19 protein-coding genes are annotated in these 17266 nt (G+C 60.9%); 13 read left to right on the forward strand and 6 right to left on the reverse strand.

Annotated features, from left to right (window positions below; translation table 11 throughout):
- Window positions 1–75 precede the first annotated feature (75 nt).
- Window positions 76–1398: an urea ABC transporter substrate-binding protein gene (gene urtA, locus E0H22_RS21500; protein WP_233023000.1), complete on the reverse strand. Its 1323-nt coding sequence runs from the start codon at window positions 1396–1398 to the stop codon at window positions 76–78.
- A 522-nt stretch (window positions 1399–1920) separates the two neighbouring features.
- Between urtA and E0H22_RS21505 the strand changes: the two genes are divergently transcribed.
- From E0H22_RS21505 to E0H22_RS21515, 3 genes are all read left to right on the forward strand, one after another.
- Window positions 1921–3399, forward strand: a complete 1479-nt coding sequence (locus E0H22_RS21505) for a DEAD/DEAH box helicase (RefSeq protein WP_233023001.1) — start codon at window positions 1921–1923, stop codon at window positions 3397–3399.
- 25 nt (window positions 3400–3424) lie between these two features.
- Window positions 3425–3706 (forward strand): translation initiation factor IF-1, encoded by a 282-nt coding sequence (gene infA, locus E0H22_RS21510; protein WP_211910085.1) that lies wholly within the window; start codon window positions 3425–3427, stop codon window positions 3704–3706.
- Between the two features lie 304 nt (window positions 3707–4010).
- The gene (locus E0H22_RS21515; RefSeq protein ID WP_016842648.1) at window positions 4011–4223 is read left to right on the forward strand and encodes a cold-shock protein; all 213 of its coding nucleotides are present in this window, start codon (window positions 4011–4013) and stop codon (window positions 4221–4223) included.
- A gap of 107 nt (window positions 4224–4330) precedes the next feature.
- On the opposite strand, the gene E0H22_RS21520 is transcribed toward E0H22_RS21515, so the two are convergent.
- The 4 genes from E0H22_RS21520 to E0H22_RS21535 form a co-directional block, all read right to left on the reverse strand.
- The gene (locus tag E0H22_RS21520) at window positions 4331–4933 is read right to left on the reverse strand and encodes a TadE/TadG family type IV pilus assembly protein (protein WP_233023002.1); all 603 of its coding nucleotides are present in this window, start codon (window positions 4931–4933) and stop codon (window positions 4331–4333) included.
- Between the two features lie 16 nt (window positions 4934–4949).
- The gene (locus tag E0H22_RS21525; RefSeq protein ID WP_233023003.1) at window positions 4950–5507 is read right to left on the reverse strand and encodes a TadE/TadG family type IV pilus assembly protein; all 558 of its coding nucleotides are present in this window, start codon (window positions 5505–5507) and stop codon (window positions 4950–4952) included.
- Between the two features lie 157 nt (window positions 5508–5664).
- Window positions 5665–6180, reverse strand: a complete 516-nt coding sequence (locus E0H22_RS21530; protein ID WP_233023004.1) for a pilus assembly protein N-terminal domain-containing protein — start codon at window positions 6178–6180, stop codon at window positions 5665–5667.
- A 162-nt stretch (window positions 6181–6342) separates the two neighbouring features.
- On the reverse strand, window positions 6343–7191 hold the full coding sequence (locus tag E0H22_RS21535; protein ID WP_233023005.1) for a sterol desaturase family protein: 849 nt from the start codon (window positions 7189–7191) through the stop codon (window positions 6343–6345).
- 285 nt (window positions 7192–7476) lie between these two features.
- Between E0H22_RS21535 and E0H22_RS21540 the strand changes: the two genes are divergently transcribed.
- The 10 genes from E0H22_RS21540 to E0H22_RS21580 all read left to right on the forward strand — a co-directional run bounded on the left by E0H22_RS21540 (window position 7477) and on the right by E0H22_RS21580 (window position 16294).
- On the forward strand, window positions 7477–7641 hold the full coding sequence (locus tag E0H22_RS21540) for a Flp family type IVb pilin (RefSeq protein WP_233023006.1): 165 nt from the start codon (window positions 7477–7479) through the stop codon (window positions 7639–7641).
- Between the two features lie 85 nt (window positions 7642–7726).
- Window positions 7727–7861 carry a hypothetical protein gene (locus E0H22_RS25970; RefSeq protein ID WP_283818747.1) on the forward strand — a complete coding sequence of 45 codons (135 nt, stop codon included), beginning with the start codon at window positions 7727–7729 and terminating at the stop codon, window positions 7859–7861.
- 76 nt (window positions 7862–7937) lie between these two features.
- Window positions 7938–8462 carry an A24 family peptidase gene (locus E0H22_RS21545; protein ID WP_233023007.1) on the forward strand — a complete coding sequence of 175 codons (525 nt, stop codon included), beginning with the start codon at window positions 7938–7940 and terminating at the stop codon, window positions 8460–8462.
- Between the two features lie 122 nt (window positions 8463–8584).
- Window positions 8585–9379, forward strand: a complete 795-nt coding sequence (cpaB, locus tag E0H22_RS21550; protein WP_233023008.1) for a Flp pilus assembly protein CpaB — start codon at window positions 8585–8587, stop codon at window positions 9377–9379.
- Between the two features lie 14 nt (window positions 9380–9393).
- Window positions 9394–10842, forward strand: coding sequence for a type II and III secretion system protein family protein (locus E0H22_RS21555; protein WP_233023009.1), 1449 nt, complete (start codon window positions 9394–9396; stop codon window positions 10840–10842).
- Between the two features lie 14 nt (window positions 10843–10856).
- Entirely contained in the window at window positions 10857–11591 is a 735-nt protein-coding gene (locus tag E0H22_RS21560) for a CpaD family pilus assembly protein (RefSeq protein WP_233023010.1), read from the forward strand.
- Complete coding sequence (locus E0H22_RS21565) at window positions 11588–12859, forward strand: CpaE/TadZ family protein (protein ID WP_233023011.1); 1272 nt, start codon at window positions 11588–11590, stop codon at window positions 12857–12859. The genes E0H22_RS21560 and E0H22_RS21565 overlap by 4 nt, the downstream gene beginning before the upstream one ends.
- A gap of 21 nt (window positions 12860–12880) precedes the next feature.
- Window positions 12881–14323 carry a TadA family conjugal transfer-associated ATPase gene (locus E0H22_RS21570; RefSeq protein WP_233023012.1) on the forward strand — a complete coding sequence of 481 codons (1443 nt, stop codon included), beginning with the start codon at window positions 12881–12883 and terminating at the stop codon, window positions 14321–14323.
- A 12-nt stretch (window positions 14324–14335) separates the two neighbouring features.
- The gene (locus E0H22_RS21575) at window positions 14336–15310 is read left to right on the forward strand and encodes a type II secretion system F family protein (RefSeq protein WP_233023013.1); all 975 of its coding nucleotides are present in this window, start codon (window positions 14336–14338) and stop codon (window positions 15308–15310) included.
- 9 nt (window positions 15311–15319) lie between these two features.
- Window positions 15320–16294, forward strand: a complete 975-nt coding sequence (locus E0H22_RS21580) for a type II secretion system F family protein (RefSeq protein WP_233023014.1) — start codon at window positions 15320–15322, stop codon at window positions 16292–16294.
- Between the two features lie 12 nt (window positions 16295–16306).
- Here the strand turns inward: E0H22_RS21580 and E0H22_RS21585 are convergent, their stop codons facing one another.
- Complete coding sequence (locus E0H22_RS21585; RefSeq protein WP_233023015.1) at window positions 16307–17116, reverse strand: tetratricopeptide repeat protein; 810 nt, start codon at window positions 17114–17116, stop codon at window positions 16307–16309.
- Window positions 17117–17266 lie beyond the last annotated feature (150 nt).

Here is a 17266-nt window from a genome sequence, read left to right on the forward strand (position 1 = left end):
AGCAATCCAGAAAGTCTGGAACTGGATTGCTTCGTCGCTACGCTTCTCGCAATGACGGGCGGGTAGCGAGAGAACCTACGACCCCTGACCGCCACACTTGTTGGTCTTGGTGTTGTAGTTGCCGCACTTCTTGCCGACCCAGTCGCCGATCAGGTCCTTGGAGCCATCGAGCTCCTTCGACCAGGCATCGCCGGCCACCAGCGACGGGGTCTTCCAGACCACGTCGAACTGGCCGTTGCCCTTGATCTCGCCGATGAAGACCGGCTTGGTGATATGGTGGTTCGGCAGCATCTTCGAGGTGCCACCGGTAAGGTTCTTGGCCTCGATGCCCGGCAGGGTGTCGATGACCTTGTCGGCTTCGATGGACTTGGCCTTCTCCACCGCCTTCACCCACATGTTGAAGCCGATCACGGTGGCTTCCATCGGGTCGTTGGTCACGCGCTTCGGGTTCTTGGTATAGGCCTGCCAGGCCTTGATGAACTTCTCGTTCTCCGGATCCTTGATCGACTGGAAGTAGTTCCAGGCGGCGAGATGGCCGAGCAGCGGCTTGGTGTCGATGCCGGCGAGCTCTTCTTCACCCACCGAGAACGCGACCACCGGAATGTCGGTCGCCTTGATGCCCTGGTTGCCGAGCTCCTTGTAGAACGGGACATTGGCGTCGCCATTGATGGTGGAGACCACGGCGGTCTTCTTGCCGGCCGAGCCGAACTTCTTGATGTCGGCCACGATCGTCTGCCAGTCCGAATGACCGAACGGCGTGTAGTTGATCATGATGTCTTCCTGCTTGACGCCCTTCGACTTCAAGTAGGCTTCGAGGATCTTGTTGGTGGTGCGCGGATAGACATAGTCGGTGCCGGCCAGCACCCAGCGCTTCACCTTCTCGTCCTTCATCAAGTAATCGACGGCCGGGATGGCCTGCTGGTTCGGAGCAGCGCCAGTGTAGAACACGTTGCGCTCGGACTCTTCGCCCTCATATTGCACGGGGTAGAACAGAATGCTGTTGAGCTCCTTGAACACCGGGAGCACCGACTTGCGCGACACCGAGGTCCAGCAGCCGAACACGACGGCAACCTTGTCCTTGGTGATCAGTTCGCGGGCCTTTTCGGCGAACAGCGGCCAGTTCGAGGCGGGATCGACCACGACGGCTTCCAGCTTCTTGCCGAGCACGCCACCCTTTTTGTTCTGCTCATCGATCATGAACAGGACGGTGTCCTTCAGCGTGGTTTCGGAAATCGCCATGGTGCCGGACAGCGAATGCAGCACGCCGACCTTGATGGTGTCGTCGGCCGCCTTCGCGCCGGACACAGCCGACAGGCCGAGCGCCAGACCCGTGGCGGCGGCCATCAGGCTGCGCCGGGATAGCGGCTTGGAAAATGAATGAGTGAAGTGGCGGATCATATGCGGTCTCTCCCTGGACGCAGACGAATTCACTGCGAACGGCCCCACGGCCGGACACCCAAGGAATCGCAAGAAGTGTGCCAGCACCCCTTTACTCGTTAAGTTATTGGTAAGCCTGCATAGTTTTGGATCGCTGTCATGACCACAAAATCATCTTGATTATTTTATATGCAATCTTTTTGATCGCGACTGCGGCAAAATGCTCAAAACAAGTGCATAAATCCCTTCATGTCTAATTTTCTCGCAGCGACATCATGTCATTGCCAGGATGCACGCAGGTTTATCTTGAATCCTCCCAGATGGTGTTCCATATGACTGACACGACCTTGAGAATCATCGGGTCCTTGCGAGCCGCGTGTTCTGATCCCGCCTTCCTCTGATTGCAGAGCACCAGCGGTTTCTGGCTTGCCTCTTCAGCTAACCAGAACGACGCCCCAAACACGCGGGTGTCTCCAAGACACACCGCGTGCGCCGCTGGCACATCTGCCGGGCGTGATACGCCTTTATGGAAAGACCAATCTTTTGACCACCTTCCAGGAATTCGGCCTCGCCGATCCCATCACCCGTGCGCTCAAGGAAGAGAATTACGTCACCCCGACCCCGATCCAGGCCCAGACCATCCCGATTGCCATCACCGGCAGGGACGTGATCGGCATCGCCCAGACCGGTACCGGCAAGACCGCTTCCTTCGCACTCCCGATCCTGCATCGCCTGCTCGAACACCGCGCCAAGCCGCAGCCCAAGACCTGCCGCGTGCTGGTGCTGAGCCCGACCCGCGAGCTGTCCGGCCAGATCCTCGACAGCTTCAACGCCTATGGCCGCCACATGAACCTGACGTCCGCCCTGGCGATCGGCGGCGTGCCGATGGGCCGCCAGGTCCGCGCCGTGATGCCGGGCGTCGACGTGCTGGTCGCCACGCCGGGCCGCCTGCTCGACCTCGTGCAGGGCAACGCCCTGAAGCTCAACATGGTGGAATTCCTCGTCCTCGACGAGGCCGACCGAATGCTCGACATGGGCTTCATCAACGATATCCGCAAAGTCGTCGCAAAGCTGCCGATCAAACGCCAGACGCTGTTCTTCTCGGCCACCATGCCGAAGGACATCGCCGATCTCGCCGAGCACATGCTCAAGGACCCGGCCCGCGTCGCCGTGACCCCGGTATCGTCCACCGCAGAGCGGATTTCCCAGCGCATCCTGCTGGTGGATCACTCCGCCAAGGCTTCCACCCTCGCCGGCATCCTCAAGGCCGAGCCGATCAACCGCGCGCTGGTGTTCACCCGCACCAAGCACGGCGCCGACAAGGTCGTGAAAATCCTCGAAAAGTCGGGCATCCCGGCCGCCGCCATCCACGGCAACAAGTCGCAGAACCACCGCGAGCGCACGCTGGCGGCATTCCGTACCGGTGAAATCCGCACCTTGATCGCCACCGACATCGCTGCCCGCGGCATTGACGTGGACGGCATCACCCATGTCGTGAATTTCGACTTGCCCAACGTGCCCGAGACCTATGTGCACCGCATCGGCCGCACCGCGCGCGCCGGGCGGGAAGGTGTGGCAATCTCGCTTTGCGCCGGAGAGGAAATGGCGTATCTGCGCGATATCGAAAAGCTGATCCGCATCGCGCTTCCAAAGGAAGACCGTCGCACCCCCGGCAAGAACGACGTGGGGCCGTCGCCTTCCCAGAACCGCGGCGGCCAGCGCAACGGTCGCTCCGCCCAGCACGCTCATCGCAGCCAGGACGGAGCCCCCGGCAACAAGAACCAGCGCAGCCGGCGCCGCTCCCATGGCGGCAATGGCGGCGCCTCGCAACCGAACCGCGATCATGCGCGGAATGAGAATTCACGGCATGAACATGCACGGCACGAGCCGAAACCGCGTCCCACCCAGCACGGTGGCGCATCTGCAAAGGAAGGGACCATGCAGGGCGTGGCCTTCCTTCACCGGCCAAGCCGCCCGAATTCACCCGCTTCCACCCCCAACCGCAGCCAGCGTCAGCGTTAACCGTCGACCGATCTGGAGCTATTGAATGGCCAAAGAAGAGCTGATCCAGTTCGAAGGACTGGTGACCGAAATCCTTCCCGACGCACGCTATCGCGTGCAGCTCGATGCCGGACACGAGATCATTGCCTACACCGCGGGCAAGATGAAAAAGAACCGCATCAAAACCCTCGCGGGTGACCGCGTGACGATCGAGATGTCGCCCTACGATCTGGAAAAGGGCCGCCTGATCTTCCGCCACAAGGACGAACGTCCGGGTGGCGGCCCGCCTCGATCAGGCCCGCCGCGCGGCAATTTCCGCCGCCGCTGAGCATCGGACGTTTATTTCTGTCGACAGTTTACTTCGCAGCATCAACCCCGCCGCGCATGACAGCACCCGTCATGCGCGGAACCGGGGCGAATTCGCTTATTCGTATGCAATCAAAAAATCGTGCGCGGCTGGATTGTCTTGGGGAATAGCTTCCCTTAATGTGATCCTATCGATTTTCGGCCGGACGACTTCTCTATACCCCGGTGCAGCCGGTCTAGACTGACGACCCTTCCAAAAATTCGATGCCAACCAACCTGCGTCCAATACGTGGGTTTCGACTACTATCTTGAGAAGGGACTACCTCGTGAGCATGGGAACCGTGAAGTGGTTTAACGCCACCAAGGGTTATGGCTTTATTCAGCCGGACGAAGGCGGGAACGACGTGTTCGTGCACATCAGCGCCGTCGAGCGCGCTGGCCTCGGCACGCTGCGTGAAGGCCAGAAGATCAGCTACGAAATCGTGGCCGATCGCCGTTCGGGCAAGTCGTCGGCGGATAATCTCCGCGCTGCCGGCTAACGATTTTCTGCAAGCACTGCGCTTGCGGACGATCGTCCATAATTCGGAAGGCCGCGCTTCATGCGCGGCCTTTCTCGTTTGTACACGCTTGTACGCAAAGGTTGCGATCAGCCTCCGCTCGGTGTGCAGGTCGATCCAAGCATGACACAGGTCATCTGGCGGGGCTTGGTGAACGCAATTTCCGACGCAGTAACGCCCGCCTTGTTAAGAACCCATCCGATGGTCGGCACATAGTTATATTTAATATCGCCCACAATCAGATACTGGTTCGCAAGCCAGTTGCCCGACGAATCCTTACCGACCAGGCCAGCAGGCACGGAGTAGACGGTGTTCTTCGATAATGGCGTGCTGCCGCGGCTCCACACCACCTTCGCAGTCTTGCTGTTCGGATCGAGATAGACCTGATGGATGGTCGCCTTCATCTGATTCTTGTCGTAGGGCGTCAGCATCGCACCTGCGATGGTGAAGAAGTTCGTGACATCGCTTTCCTGCACCGCCGTGTAGCGCGACGTCAGATCCGACATCGACTGAGCGATCTGACTCACCTTGCGATCGACCGCGAAATAATTCGCAACGTCGGTGATGCCGAACAGCATCAAAAGCAGCAGCGGGGCGATCATCGCAAACTCAATCGCGACAATGCCGCTATCGTCATGCCGCAAGGATCTCATCACGCGACGGACATTTCGCAGAGTTGCACGCTTGCGCATTTCTCGATCCCTGCCGTTACTGAGGACCAAGTGCGGCCGTTGCCGCGAGAAGCCGCTTGTTGGTCGAAGTCCCACGATCGATATTGGCGATGTTGTACCCGAGCCCCGTCACATAGAGCGGCCACTGGTAGAAGGCGCGCACGACCACCGTTTTGCTGGTCGGAGTGTTCGAAGAATAGGCGGGCGGCTGATAGACGAAACCGTTCGAAACGTACTTGCCGCTGGCATCGATCGGATCGTTAATCGTGATACTTGTGCCGGGATCGTATGAGCGGACGTCGATGTCGAGCTTCGTACAATCCATCAGCACGGAGACGCGGGAGCAGATCGCCGATTTGAAATCGGTCGCGCTGGTGGTCTGGCTCGTGTAGACGAGCCGTGCACCATCCTCCACCCCGGTCTCCAGCACCTGCCCAGCCATGAAGACCAGGCCGGTTTCAATGACAGCGAAAATCAGCGCGAAGAAGATGGGGGCTATCATCGCGAACTCGACCGCAGCCGAGCCATCCTGGCTGCGGCGGAAGGATCGTAGCCGCTTTGCGACAACGGCAATCGAGATGATCGGTATCAGCATCTGCAAAATCCGGACGGGATGGAAATATCTACCGTCAGGCTGTACCGAAAACTGATTGTAGAAGTGTTTCGCCGGATCGCAACAAACCAGGCGGATCGGTTAACACGTTGTTAACTATCGCCAATACGGAGCCGCGAATCGCGGCCCGGATCGACGATCAGTTGACCCTGCCGGTCGTTCCCGTCGCGGAGCCGCTGCTCGCCGCCTGCCCACCGATGGCGCCCGCCTGATCCATCGCCGACTTGAAATAGGTCTCGGCATCCCCAAGCGTGACGCGTCGCGCGCATTCCGGCGTGCAACTATAGGATTCCCGCGCCATACCACGATAAACAGTGACGACCTTGTCCGCCGGGCCTTCGACCTGGACGACGCGATCCATCAGCACAGCACCGCTACGATCCAGTGCGATCACGTTGGTGGCGCCGTAACCCTTGCCCGTGACCACGACCATGCCACCCGGTTGCAGCGTGACATCGGCGATCAACGGGTTGCCGATGACGATGGTGGCGATCTTCTCTGGAAACTTGACGAGCCTGGCCTGATCGACACGGACCGAGATCATGTCGTCGGCAGCGGCCGGGAGGCCCGCAGCGGGAAAGAGAACGAAACCGACGGCAAGTGCCCGGATGATCAGGGCCGCCGAGGCGCGGCAACGCGACAATAGAAATGACATCCTGTACTCCGGGACGATACGAGCCGGCCTAAGCAAATACGCAGCGGTGCCGGCGCCCGACATGGCGAATCTGCCGTTAATTGGTGAAGGAACAGCAAACGGCGATATCGATCGGACGATCCGGAAACGATGAAGCCCGGCGATAGGCCGGGCTCGATCACGTCATTGCTTGGCCGCCGCGCTCAATTGCCGGAACGGATAGGCCAGTTGTCCGCCGATCTCCTTCGGCAACGGCTCGCCATCGACGCCGTAGTTGTCGGGCAGCTCGCCCTCCGGCATTCGGAAGGTGCCGAACAGGATATCCCAGAGCGGGAAGGTGCCGGCGAAATTGGTGTTACCGCCTTGCTCCAGCGAGGTGTGATGCCAACGATGGAAAACCGGCGTAGCGATGACATATTTGAACGGGCCAAGGGTCCAGTTCAGATTGGCGTGGACGAAGGCCGAGTGGAAGGTCGTGAAGGGGCCGACCCACAGCATGATATTCGGCGAGATACCGGCCATCAACAGCATCACATCCACGGCGACCGTGCCGAGGAATAGATTGACGGGGTGGAAGCGCGCGGCCGAAATCCATTCCACCTCCTCGGAGGAATGATGGATAGCATGGTACTTCCAGAATTCACCGCCATGATACATCCGGTGAAACCAGTACAGCAGGAAGTCCGAGGCCACCAGAAAGAGAATAGCCTGCACCCAGAGCGGCAGCTGAGCCAGCGGACCGTGGCCGTTGTCGTAGAAGGCGATCAGATCGTCCGCACCATGGATATTGAAGACGACCGCTGCGCCGAGCACCAGAAGCCCGATGCGCACCACGCGCGTGATCAGCGGCACGAAGAACCAATAACAGATGTCGGTGACGATCTCGCTCTTGCGCCACCACGGCTTGCCCGGATTGCACGCCCAGAAATGCGTAAGCACCGTGAATACAACGGCGAGAACGATCGTGATCGGGACCACCTTCATGATGGTATCGCCGAACATGTGCAGCACTTCCATGGGCAATGTGGACATCTCGAAGCTCGCGGTTTTCCTATCTCAGAGTTACCGCGGCATACTTAAAGAGCACTAAACCAACCCGTAAAAGCGCGGTGTGATGGCACCTAAGCCGTTCTGTCTTCGCCTTAAGTAGGCATTTACCGTGCACAAGAAGAGACAAATGCTATCGACTTTCATCAATCGAATTAACCGCACTGCAATCCCAAACTCCTAGGGTCTGCGCATGGTCACGGTGCTGAGAACGCCGGGGAGACCAGGCATCTAGATCGACAGCCACGTGCACATATGGAGTTTTCGATTATGAAGAATATCGTTTCGCGTTTCCTCAAGGATGAGTCCGGCGCCACCGCAATCGAATACGGCCTGATCGCCGCCGGCATCTCGCTCGCCATCATCGCGGTCGTGAATGGCCTCGGTTCGAACCTGAACGGCAAGTTCACGTCGATCAACAGCTCTCTCAAGTAAATTCTCGACGTGGTTGCAAGAAAGGCTCCGGTGCTCCGGAGCCTTTTTTGTTGGAAAGCTTTTATCCGTTCGACCAGGTCCACCCATGAAACATAGTGCAGCCCAGCGCTCCCTCCGTCACACGCTGGCGATCTCGCTACGCGACCCCGCGGGGCTCGTCTGCGCGGCGCTGCTGCTCGCGTTGCTGGCTGTGATCGAACGGATCGCAGCGGTTTGGTAAATAGTTTCTTGTTTTCCGATTGTTCATTTCTACCGGCTACGCTCCGCCGTCGTTTCCGCACGGGCCACCAACAGCCATGATCCTCGATTTGACACGCCTCCTGCTGTTTCCGGGTCTGATGGCCTATGCGGCGATCAGCGACCTTTTCACTATGACGATCTCGAATCGAATCTCGATGCTGCTCATCGCCGGCTTCGCTTTCGTCGCGCTTCTCAGCGGCATGAGCCCAACCACTGCCCTGCTGCATCTTGGTGCGGGCGGCCTCGTGCTGGTGATCGCCTTCGCGTGTTTCGCTTTCGGCTGGATTGGCGGCGGCGATGCCAAGCTCGCCGCCTGCGCCGGACTATGGTTCGGCTTCGATCATCTGTTGCAGTACCTCATTTATGCGTCTCTGTTCGGTGGCGCGCTGACGCTGCTGCTGCTGCAGTTCAGGCAATGGCCGCTGCCCTACGCGCTGGGCCGGCAGGAATGGTTGCTGCGCCTGCATCACAAGGAAAGCGGTATCCCTTATGGCGTCGCGCTCGCGCTCGGCGCATTGCTGGTCTATCCGGAAACCCAGTGGATCAAGGCGGTGGATCTCGGCCGCCTCGCGCTGGGCTGATACCGGCTCAAAATCGTTAACTCGATTTAGATACCGCTCATTAACCATGCTTTGACGAATAACTGCTCAACTCCACACCACAGCGACAGGTGCGTCGCGGCGTAATGTGGAAAGTGAAGCGTATGAATACCGCACGTATAGTGGTCCTCGCCATTGCACTCGGCGCTGGCAGCGTGGCGCTGTATCTCGCGAGCTCTTCCGACGCCCCGCCCCCTCCCCCGCAGGTTGCAGAACTTCCCACCACGGATGTACTTGTCGCCAAGGGTGACATCGCGCTCGGTCAGCCGATCGGCCCAGATGACATGCAGTGGCAGTCATGGCCGACGAGCGCCGCCAGCGCCAATGTGATCAGCCGTAATACGCGTCCTGAAGCGATGACGCAGATGGCCGGCGCCATCGCACGTTCCCCTTTCATTGCCGGCGAGCCGATCCGTGAGGCCAAACTCGTGCGGGCCAACGGCGCCGGCTTCATGGCCGCCGTGCTGCCCTCGGGCATGCGTGCCGTCTCCACCGAAATTTCACCGGAAACCGGGGCCGGCGGCTTCATCCTGCCGAACGATCGCGTCGATGTGATTCTGTCAAAGCGCGACAAGGGCCCCGATAGCGGCGGCGCCGACGGCGTCACATCCGAAATCATTCTCAGCAATATCCGCGTGCTCGCCATCGATCAGGCGCCGAAGGAGAAGGACGGGCAAAACACCGTGGTTGGCAAGACCGCGACGCTCGAACTGAAGCCGGAACAGGCCGAGCTGCTCGCCCGCGCCCGCCAGAGCGGCACCCTCTCGCTGGCGCTGCGTGCACTGGCCGATGCCAATGCGCCGGAAGCGCCCAGTGAAGATCCAGGCACCCGCCGCCGCGGCAGCACCGTCAACATCGTCCGGTACGGCATTCCGTCGACCGCGACGATCACGAAGTGACAAGGACGCAGACGATGAAGCTGAAGGCAACGAGCGGATCGATGCGGAGCACGATAGCCCGCGCGCTCTCGGTGACAGCCATCGCGGCGCTGACGCTCGGCTCCGTACTGCCGGTCGCAGATGCCGCCGACTACGGCGCCAACAAGGCTATCGGCGCCGGGCAGCTGAATGCGCGCTTCCTGCCGCTCGGCATCGGAAAGTCCGTAGTGATCGATCTTCCGCGCGATGTGAAGGACGTGCTCGTCGCCGATCCGAAGATCGCCAATGCCGTGGTCCGTTCGGCGCAGCGCGCCTACATCATCGGTGCGACCGTCGGACAAACCAATATCATCTTCTTCGACAGCGCCGGCCAGCAGATTGCCGCCTATGACATCGCGGTGACACGCGATCTCAACGGCATTCGCGCCGCACTGAAGCAGACGCTGCCGACCGCCGATATCCGCGTCGAAGGCCTCGGCGATGGCATCATGCTGATGGGCTCTGCTGCCAGCCAGGTGGAAGCCCAGCAGGCGGCCGATCTCGCTGCGCGCCTCGCCGGCGGCTTGGATAAGGTCGTCAACAACATCGCGGTGCGCGGGCGCGACCAGGTGATGCTGAAGGTGACGGTCGCCGAAGTTCAGCGCAATATCGTCAAGCAGCTCGGTGTCGACCTGTCGGGCAAGCTGAGTTACGGCACCTCGGTCGTCAGCTTCAACAATGCCAATCCGTTCACCGCGAGCGGCAAGAACCTGGTCGATGGCAACTCCATCGCGGCTTCGTTCGGCGCTGGCCCGTCCGTTACGGCCACGCTCAAGGCGATGGAGAACGCCGGCGTCATCCGCACGCTGGCTGAGCCGAGCCTGACCGCCATTTCGGGCGAGACGGCTAATTTCTTGGCCGGTGGTGAATTCCCCGTCCCCGGCGGCAATACGTGCGATCCCACGACGCGGATCTGTACGACCCAGATCAACTTCAAGAAATTCGGTATCTCGCTCGGCTTCACGCCGGTGGTGCTGAGCGAAGGCCGCATCAGCCTGCGCGTGGCCACCGAGGTCTCAGAACTGTCGCAGGAAAACTCGGTTTCCATCAGCGGAACCCAGATCCCCGCCATCAAGACCAACCGCGCAGATACCACGCTGGAAATTCCCTCGGGTGGCTCCATGGCCATGGCCGGCTTGATCAAGCAGCAGACCAAGCAGGCCATGAGCGGCTTGCCCGGCATGGCGCAGGTGCCGGTGCTCGGCACGCTGTTCAAGAGCCGCGACTATGTCAACAATAACACCGAGCTGATGGTGATCGTGACGCCTTATGTCGTCCGCGCCGTCGCGCAGAAGGATTTGTCGCGGCCGGATGACGGCTTCGTCGACGCGTCCGATCCGCAGGCCGACCTGCTCGGCACCGTCAATCGCATCTACGGCGTACCGGGCCGCAAGCCCGAGCCCGCCCGCGGCTATCGTGGCGCCTTCGGATTCATCACGGATTGAGGCCGGGAGATCAGATGACCCAGACAAGCAACATCCCGCGCAGCCTCGCCCTCGCCGCCGCAATCGTCGGCGCAACCATCGCGCTCGGCGGTTGCAGGACCGTGGCGCAGGATGACGTCGCCACCAGCGTCCCGAGCGACTATCGCCTGCGTCATCCCATCGTGGTGGAAGAGCGGCTGCGCAGCACCGAAGTGTTCGTCGGCAGCTTCCGCGGCGGTCTCACTGCGACTCAACGCGCCGATGTCATCGCCGTCGGTCAGAGCTGGCTGCGCGAAGGCACTGGTGTGATTACGGTAGAAGTGCCGGCTCACACGCCCAATGCGCGAGCAGCGCAGGAATCCAATCGCGAGATACGTTCACTGCTGGCCGCCACCGGGGTGCCGGCAAATGCGGTCGCGGCTCGCACTTACACTCCAAACGATCCGCGCCAATTCGCCACGATCCGCCTTGGCTATCCGCTCGTTGCCGCCACCGCTGGCCCCTGCGGCACATGGCCTGAGGATTTGAGCGCGTCGATCAAGAACAAGAGCTATATCTCCAACCGTCCCTATTACAATCTCGGTTGCGCGTCGCAGCGCAATCTCGCCGCGATGGTCTCCAATCCGTCCGACCTTGTGCAGCCGCGACCGGAAACGCCGGTCTATGCGGCTCGTCGAACCTATGCACTCGACAAGTATCGTCAGGGTCAAGCGACAGTTACCACCTATCCGGATGCGGATAAGAACAAGATCAGCAACGTGGGCCAATGATCAGCTACGCGCAAAAGACAGACGACGAGCAGCCCGTCACCGCACCGGTTCCGGCAACGGAGGAGCATATCGCGCCGGCGCCCCGGGTGTCAGTTCAGGCGTTCTGCGAAACCGTCGAGACCGCTTCGGCCGTGCAGGCAGCAGGTGAGGATCGTCGCATGGCCAAGGCGCATCTGAAGATTCAGATGGGCGGTATGGCTGCAGCCATCGAGGCGTATCGTTCCGCGCCAACGCCGAACGTTATCCTGCTCGAGGCCGAGCCACGCACCGACATTCTCGGCGGACTCGACCAGCTCGCAACCGTCTGCGACGCAGGCACCCGCGTCATCGTGATCGGCAAAGTTAACGACGTCACGCTGTACCGTGAGCTGGTCCGCCGCGGCGTCAGCGATTATGTGATTGCGCCGGTCGTCACCATCGACGTCGTCCGCTCGATCTGCGGCCTGTTCTCCGCACCGGAAGCCAAGGCTGTCGGCCGCATCATCGCCGTCGTCGGCGCCAAGGGCGGTGTCGGCGCGTCCACCATCGCACACAATGTCGCCTGGGCCATCGCCCGCGATCTGGCGCTAGACTCCGTAGTCGCCGATCTGGACCTCGCCTTCGGCACCGCCGGCCTCGACTACAATCAGGACCCCCCGCAAGGCATCGCGGATGCGGTGTTCTCGCCGGACCGTATCGACACTGCCTTCATCGACCGCCTGCTGTCGAAATGCACAGATCATCTCAGCTTGCTGGCCGCGCCGGCAACGCTGGAGCGCGTCTACGATTTCGGCACCGAAGCCTTCGATTCCATCTTCGATACGCTGCGCTCGACGATGCCCTGCATCGTGCTCGACGTGCCGCATCAATGGACCGGCTGGACCAAGCGCGCGCTGATCGGTGCCGATGATATTCTGATCGTCGCCTCGCCGGATCTGGCCAATCTGCGCAACACCAAGAATATGTACGACCTGATCAAGGCCTCGCGACCGAACGATCGGCCGCCGCTCTATTGTCTCAATCAGGTCGGCGTGCCGAAACGTCCGGAAATCAGCGCCGCCGAATTCGCCAAGGCCATCGAGACCCCGCCAATCGCGACCATCCCGTTCGAACCGCAGATCTTTGGCGCCGCCGCAAATAACGGTCAGATGATTGCCGAGGTCTCGGCCAATCATCGTACCACGGAGATGTTCCTGCAGATCGCCCAGCGGCTGACCGGCCGCGGCGAGGCGAAAAAGCCGCGAGGCTCCCTTCTCGCGCCGCTGCTGGAGAAGTTGCGGTCAAAGTGACGTACCGCAAGGAGTTGAGTCGTGTTTGGTAAGCGTAGTGGAATAGAGACCGAGCTTCGTCCCCTTCGGCCCGCCAGCTCTCCGCCGGCTGCGCCATCCGCATCGGCTGCGCCGATCGTCTCCGCACCGCCGCTCTCTCCCGCACGTGCTCCCGCGGCGCCGGTCCCCGAGCGCCGCTCGGACAACTATTATCAGGTCAAAGCAACGATCTTCGGCGCGCTGATCGAGGCAATCGACCTCGCCCAGCTCGCCAAGCTCGACAGCGAATCGGCACGCGAGGAAATCCGCGACATCGTCAACGAGATCATCGCGATCAAGAATATCGTGATGTCTATCGCCGAGCAGGAAGAGCTGCTCGACGACATCTGCAACGACGTACTCGGTTACGGTCCGCTGGAACCACTGCTGGCACGCGACGACATTGCCGATATCATGGTCAACGGCGCTGGCACCGTATTTATCGAAGTCGCTGGCCGTATCCAGAAGACCGGAATCCGCTTCCGTGACAATCAGCAACTGCTCAACATCTGCCAGCGCATCGTCAGCCAGGTCGGCCGCCGCGTCGACGAGTCTTCGCCGATCTGCGACGCCCGTCTCGCCGACGGTTCGCGTGTCAACGCCATCGTGCCGCCGCTGGCGATCGATGGTCCCGCGCTCACCATTCGTAAGTTCAAGAAGGACAAGCTGACGCTGGATCAGCTCGTGAAATTCGGCGCAATCTCCGCGGAGGGCGCGCAGATCCTGCAGATCATTGGCCGTGTCCGCTGTAATGTCCTGATCTCCGGCGGTACCGGCTCCGGCAAGACGACGCTGCTAAACTGCCTGACCAACTACATCGACGATGACGAACGCATCATCACCTGCGAAGACGCTGCCGAACTGCAGCTGCAGCAACCGCATGTGGTGCGCCTGGAAACCCGCCCGCCGAATATCGAAGGTGAGGGTCAGGTGACCATGCGCGAGCTGGTACGCAACTGTCTGCGTATGCGTCCAGAACGTATCATCGTCGGCGAAGTCCGCGGGCCGGAAGCATTCGATCTCTTGCAGGCGATGAATACCGGCCATGACGGATCGATGGGCACGCTGCACGCCAACAACCCACGCGAAGCCTTGTCCCGCTGTGAGTCGATGATCACCATGGGCGGTTTCTCGCTGCCGTCGCGCACCATCCGCGAAATGATCTGCGCCTCCATCGATGTCATCGTGCAGGCGGCGCGCCTGCGCGACGGTTCGCGACGCATCACCCACATCACCGAAGTGATGGGTATGGAAGGTGACACCATCATCACCCAGGACGTGTTCCTATACGACATCGTTGGTGAGGATGCGAATGGCAGCATCATTGGTCGTCATCGATCCACCGGGATCGGCCGCCCCAAATTCTGGGAACGTGCGCGCTATTACGGCGAAGAGAAGCGACTTGCCGCAGCGCTGGACGCAGCCGAAGTTGCGGCGAACATCTAAGGGGAGCAGCCGATGAACATGCAGGCGCTCGCACTGGCTTTCATGGCTTCGGTCGCGGTCGGCGGCCTCGCCTGGGTCTTCCTCTATCCCCAACTGTCCGGCGAGAAGAAGGCCGAGGAACGCCGCTCCTCGATCGCGCGGACTGAGCCGAAGGCGCGTTCGGTCGATCGCGCACAGCGCTCCAGGCGCGATCAGGTCGAGACATCCTTGAAGGAAGTCGAGGCACGCAACAAGGAAAAGAACAAGGTGCCGCTGGGCACCCGTATCGCGCAGGCCGGGCTCGACTGGAGCGAGCAGAAATTTCTCGTCATCTCCGGCATAATGGGCCTGTTCGCCTTCGCGATAACCGCATTGTTCGGCGGCGGCCTGTTGGCGGGCGCTGGTCTCGCTTTCGCCGCCGGCTTCGGGCTGCCACGCTGGTTGCTCGGCTTTCTCAAGAAGCGCCGCGAAAATGCTTTTCTGCTGGCGCTGCCCGATGCAGTCGACGTCGTGGTCCGCGGCATCAAGGCCGGCCTGCCGCTGTTCGACTCCCTGAAGGTCGTCGCTGCGGATGCGCCGGAGCCGCTGCGCAGCGAGTTCAATGCCATCATCGAAACCCAAACCATCGGCATGCCGCTCGGCGACGCCTGTGCACGCCTCTATGATCGCATGCCGCTGCCGGAGGCCAATTTCTTCGGCATCGTGATCTCGATCCAACAGAAGTCGGGCGGCAATCTATCGGAAGCACTTGGCAATCTTTCCAAGGTGCTGCGCGACCGCAAGAAGATGAAAGAGAAGATCCAGGCGATGTCGATGGAGGCCAAGGCTTCGGCCGCCATCATCGGTTCGCTGCCGCCAATCGTTATGCTGCTCGTCTATCTGAGCACGCCCGACTATATCTCGCTGCTTTGGACCCATCCGACCGGCCGTCTGATGCTGGCAGGCTGCGTGGTGTGGATGAGCTGCGGCATCCTGGTCATGAAGAAAATGATCAATTTCGATTTCTGATGGTGCGTCATGGTTGATCTGCTGATCGCAAAGCTGCACGACACCCGCTTCATGATGATGCTCATGGCGGCCGTCGCCGTGACGGCAACTGCCTATACGTTGCTGGTGCCGCTGTTCGCCAGCGACGGGCTGGCCAAGCGCATGAAGGCCGTTGCCAGCGAGCGCGAGCGGCTGCGTCAACGCGAGCGCGACCGTATAGCCAATACCGGAAAGGTCTCGCTGCGACAGACGCCGAAACAAATCGTTTCCAAGGTCGTCAGCGACTTCAATCTCACCAAATGGCTGGCCCAGGAAGCGGCCCTCGACAAGCTGGTGATGGCCGGTTACCGCGGTCAGGCGCCTTACGTCACCTTTTTGTTCTTCCGTCTCGTCACACCGATTGCCTTTCTGATACTTGCGATCCTCTACGTATTCGTCATCTCCCGGATGGAGCAATCGCTCCCCGTCAAGATCGGCATGTGCGTCGGCGCGACCTGGTTCGGTATGCAGGCGCCGATGATCTTTCTCAAGAATGCCATCACAAAACGCCAGCTTTCGATCCGCCGCGCCTTTCCCGACGCTCTCGACCTGCTGCTAATCTGTATCGAATCCGGCATGTCTATCGAGGTCGCGTTCCGCCGCGTCTCCATCGAGATTGCCTCGCAATCGATCCCGCTCGCAGAGGAATTCACTCTGACCACAGCCGAGCTGTCCTATCTGCAGGATCGCAAGGTGGCGTATGAGAATCTCGCCAAACGCACCGGCCTCGAAGGCGTGAAATCTGTATGTCTCGCGCTGATGCAGTCGGAGCGCTACGGCACGCCGCTTGGCCAGAGCTTGCGCGTGATGGCGCAGGAGAATCGCGACATGCGCATGAACGAGGCGGAGAAGAAAGCTGCAGCCCTGCCGCCGAAGCTCACGGTACCGATGATCCTATTCTTCCTGCCGGTGCTATTCGTGGTCATTCTCGGGCCGACCGGCATCAAGGTCGCCGCGATGCAATGAACGATGAAGCGCTTACGAGCGCTTCGCGTCGTCCTGGCCGCTGAAACGCGCGCCGGCCTTGTTGCTCAGCATCTGCTTGAGATAGGCGACGTTGGCAGCAGCTTCATCTGGCGGCAGATCGGCACGAACGATCGTCTCAGCCTCGCTGAAGCGGCCCTGCAGGCCGACGACGAGTCCCAGATTTTGCCTGACGCGCGGATCCACAGTCCCGCGTCCCTGCTGTGCCCGGCGGAGCGTCGCTTCGGCCAGCGGCAGATCCTTCGACAGCATGTAGGACAGGCCGAGATTCGACAACACCGAGGGTTCTTCGGGCCGGATCTTCAACGCGTTGTCATAGTAGCGGCGTGCTTCGTCGTGTCGTCCCATCTGGTCGAGCGCAGCGCCCTGCGCCGACAGAATGCGCCAGTCGGGATTGGCCGGTGAATGCGCGGTACCGAGCACTTCGAAAGCGCGTTCGAAATTTCCGGCATCGGCGAGGGCACGGCCATAGCCGGCCATCAGCGCCTTGTTGCCGGGATTGTTGAGTGTCGCCTGTTCGAACACGGAGACAGCCTGCGCGCGTTGCCCGTTGGCGCGCAGCGCCTGGCCATAGCGCATCGCAGCGTCCGCATCGCGCGGATTGGCGCGGAACCGCTCGCCATAGACCCCAATGTCGCGCACAGGATCGACGGGCGGACTCGCCGGCGACGCTTCGGCGCGCGTGCCGATGGAACCGGTGATGTCGGACATGCCCGCGGTCTTGCAGCCGGCAAGGCCGGCGGCCAGAATTGCCGTCGTGGCAGCAGTCACGAGAAACCGCGCAACACAGAAGGGCTGACGCATGGCACTTTGACTCAAGAATGATCCGAATGATCGAACAGATTGGGTCAGCAATAGAGTGTTAACCCTAATGGCTGGTTAATCGGAACGTCCGCTATCATATCCCCGGTTACCACCTCTTGACGCGTTCGGCCGCATAATGGCCTCTTCTCA

It is taken from the genome of Rhodopseudomonas boonkerdii (genome assembly GCF_021184025.1).
Classification (GTDB): Bacteria; Pseudomonadota; Alphaproteobacteria; order Rhizobiales; family Xanthobacteraceae; genus Tardiphaga; species Tardiphaga boonkerdii.

Bases quoted from the DNA above. Each gene is read 5' to 3' on its own strand.
- cpaB (WP_233023008.1), top strand. From the start codon at position 8,585: ATGAATACCGCACGTATAGTGGTCCTCGCCATTGCACTCGGCGCTGGC.
- E0H22_RS21560 (WP_233023010.1), top strand. From the start codon at position 10,857: ATGACCCAGACAAGCAACATCCCGCGCAGCCTCGCCCTCGCCGCCGCA.
- E0H22_RS21525 (WP_233023003.1), bottom strand. From the start codon at position 5,507: ATGCTGATACCGATCATCTCGATTGCCGTTGTCGCAAAGCGGCTACGA.
- infA (WP_211910085.1), top strand. From the start codon at position 3,425: ATGGCCAAAGAAGAGCTGATCCAGTTCGAAGGACTGGTGACCGAAATC.
- E0H22_RS21540 (WP_233023006.1), top strand. From the start codon at position 7,477: ATGAAGAATATCGTTTCGCGTTTCCTCAAGGATGAGTCCGGCGCCACC.
- E0H22_RS21520 (WP_233023002.1), bottom strand. From the start codon at position 4,933: ATGCGCAAGCGTGCAACTCTGCGAAATGTCCGTCGCGTGATGAGATCC.
- E0H22_RS21585 (WP_233023015.1), bottom strand. From the start codon at position 17,116: ATGCGTCAGCCCTTCTGTGTTGCGCGGTTTCTCGTGACTGCTGCCACG.
- E0H22_RS21545 (WP_233023007.1), top strand. From the start codon at position 7,938: ATGATCCTCGATTTGACACGCCTCCTGCTGTTTCCGGGTCTGATGGCC.
- E0H22_RS21535 (WP_233023005.1), bottom strand. From the start codon at position 7,191: ATGTCCACATTGCCCATGGAAGTGCTGCACATGTTCGGCGATACCATC.
- E0H22_RS21555 (WP_233023009.1), top strand. From the start codon at position 9,394: ATGAAGCTGAAGGCAACGAGCGGATCGATGCGGAGCACGATAGCCCGC.
- urtA (WP_233023000.1), bottom strand. From the start codon at position 1,398: ATGATCCGCCACTTCACTCATTCATTTTCCAAGCCGCTATCCCGGCGC.
- E0H22_RS21580 (WP_233023014.1), top strand. From the start codon at position 15,320: ATGGTTGATCTGCTGATCGCAAAGCTGCACGACACCCGCTTCATGATG.
- E0H22_RS21575 (WP_233023013.1), top strand. From the start codon at position 14,336: ATGAACATGCAGGCGCTCGCACTGGCTTTCATGGCTTCGGTCGCGGTC.
- E0H22_RS25970 (WP_283818747.1), top strand. From the start codon at position 7,727: ATGAAACATAGTGCAGCCCAGCGCTCCCTCCGTCACACGCTGGCGATC.
- E0H22_RS21565 (WP_233023011.1), top strand. From the start codon at position 11,588: ATGATCAGCTACGCGCAAAAGACAGACGACGAGCAGCCCGTCACCGCA.
- E0H22_RS21530 (WP_233023004.1), bottom strand. From the start codon at position 6,180: ATGTCATTTCTATTGTCGCGTTGCCGCGCCTCGGCGGCCCTGATCATC.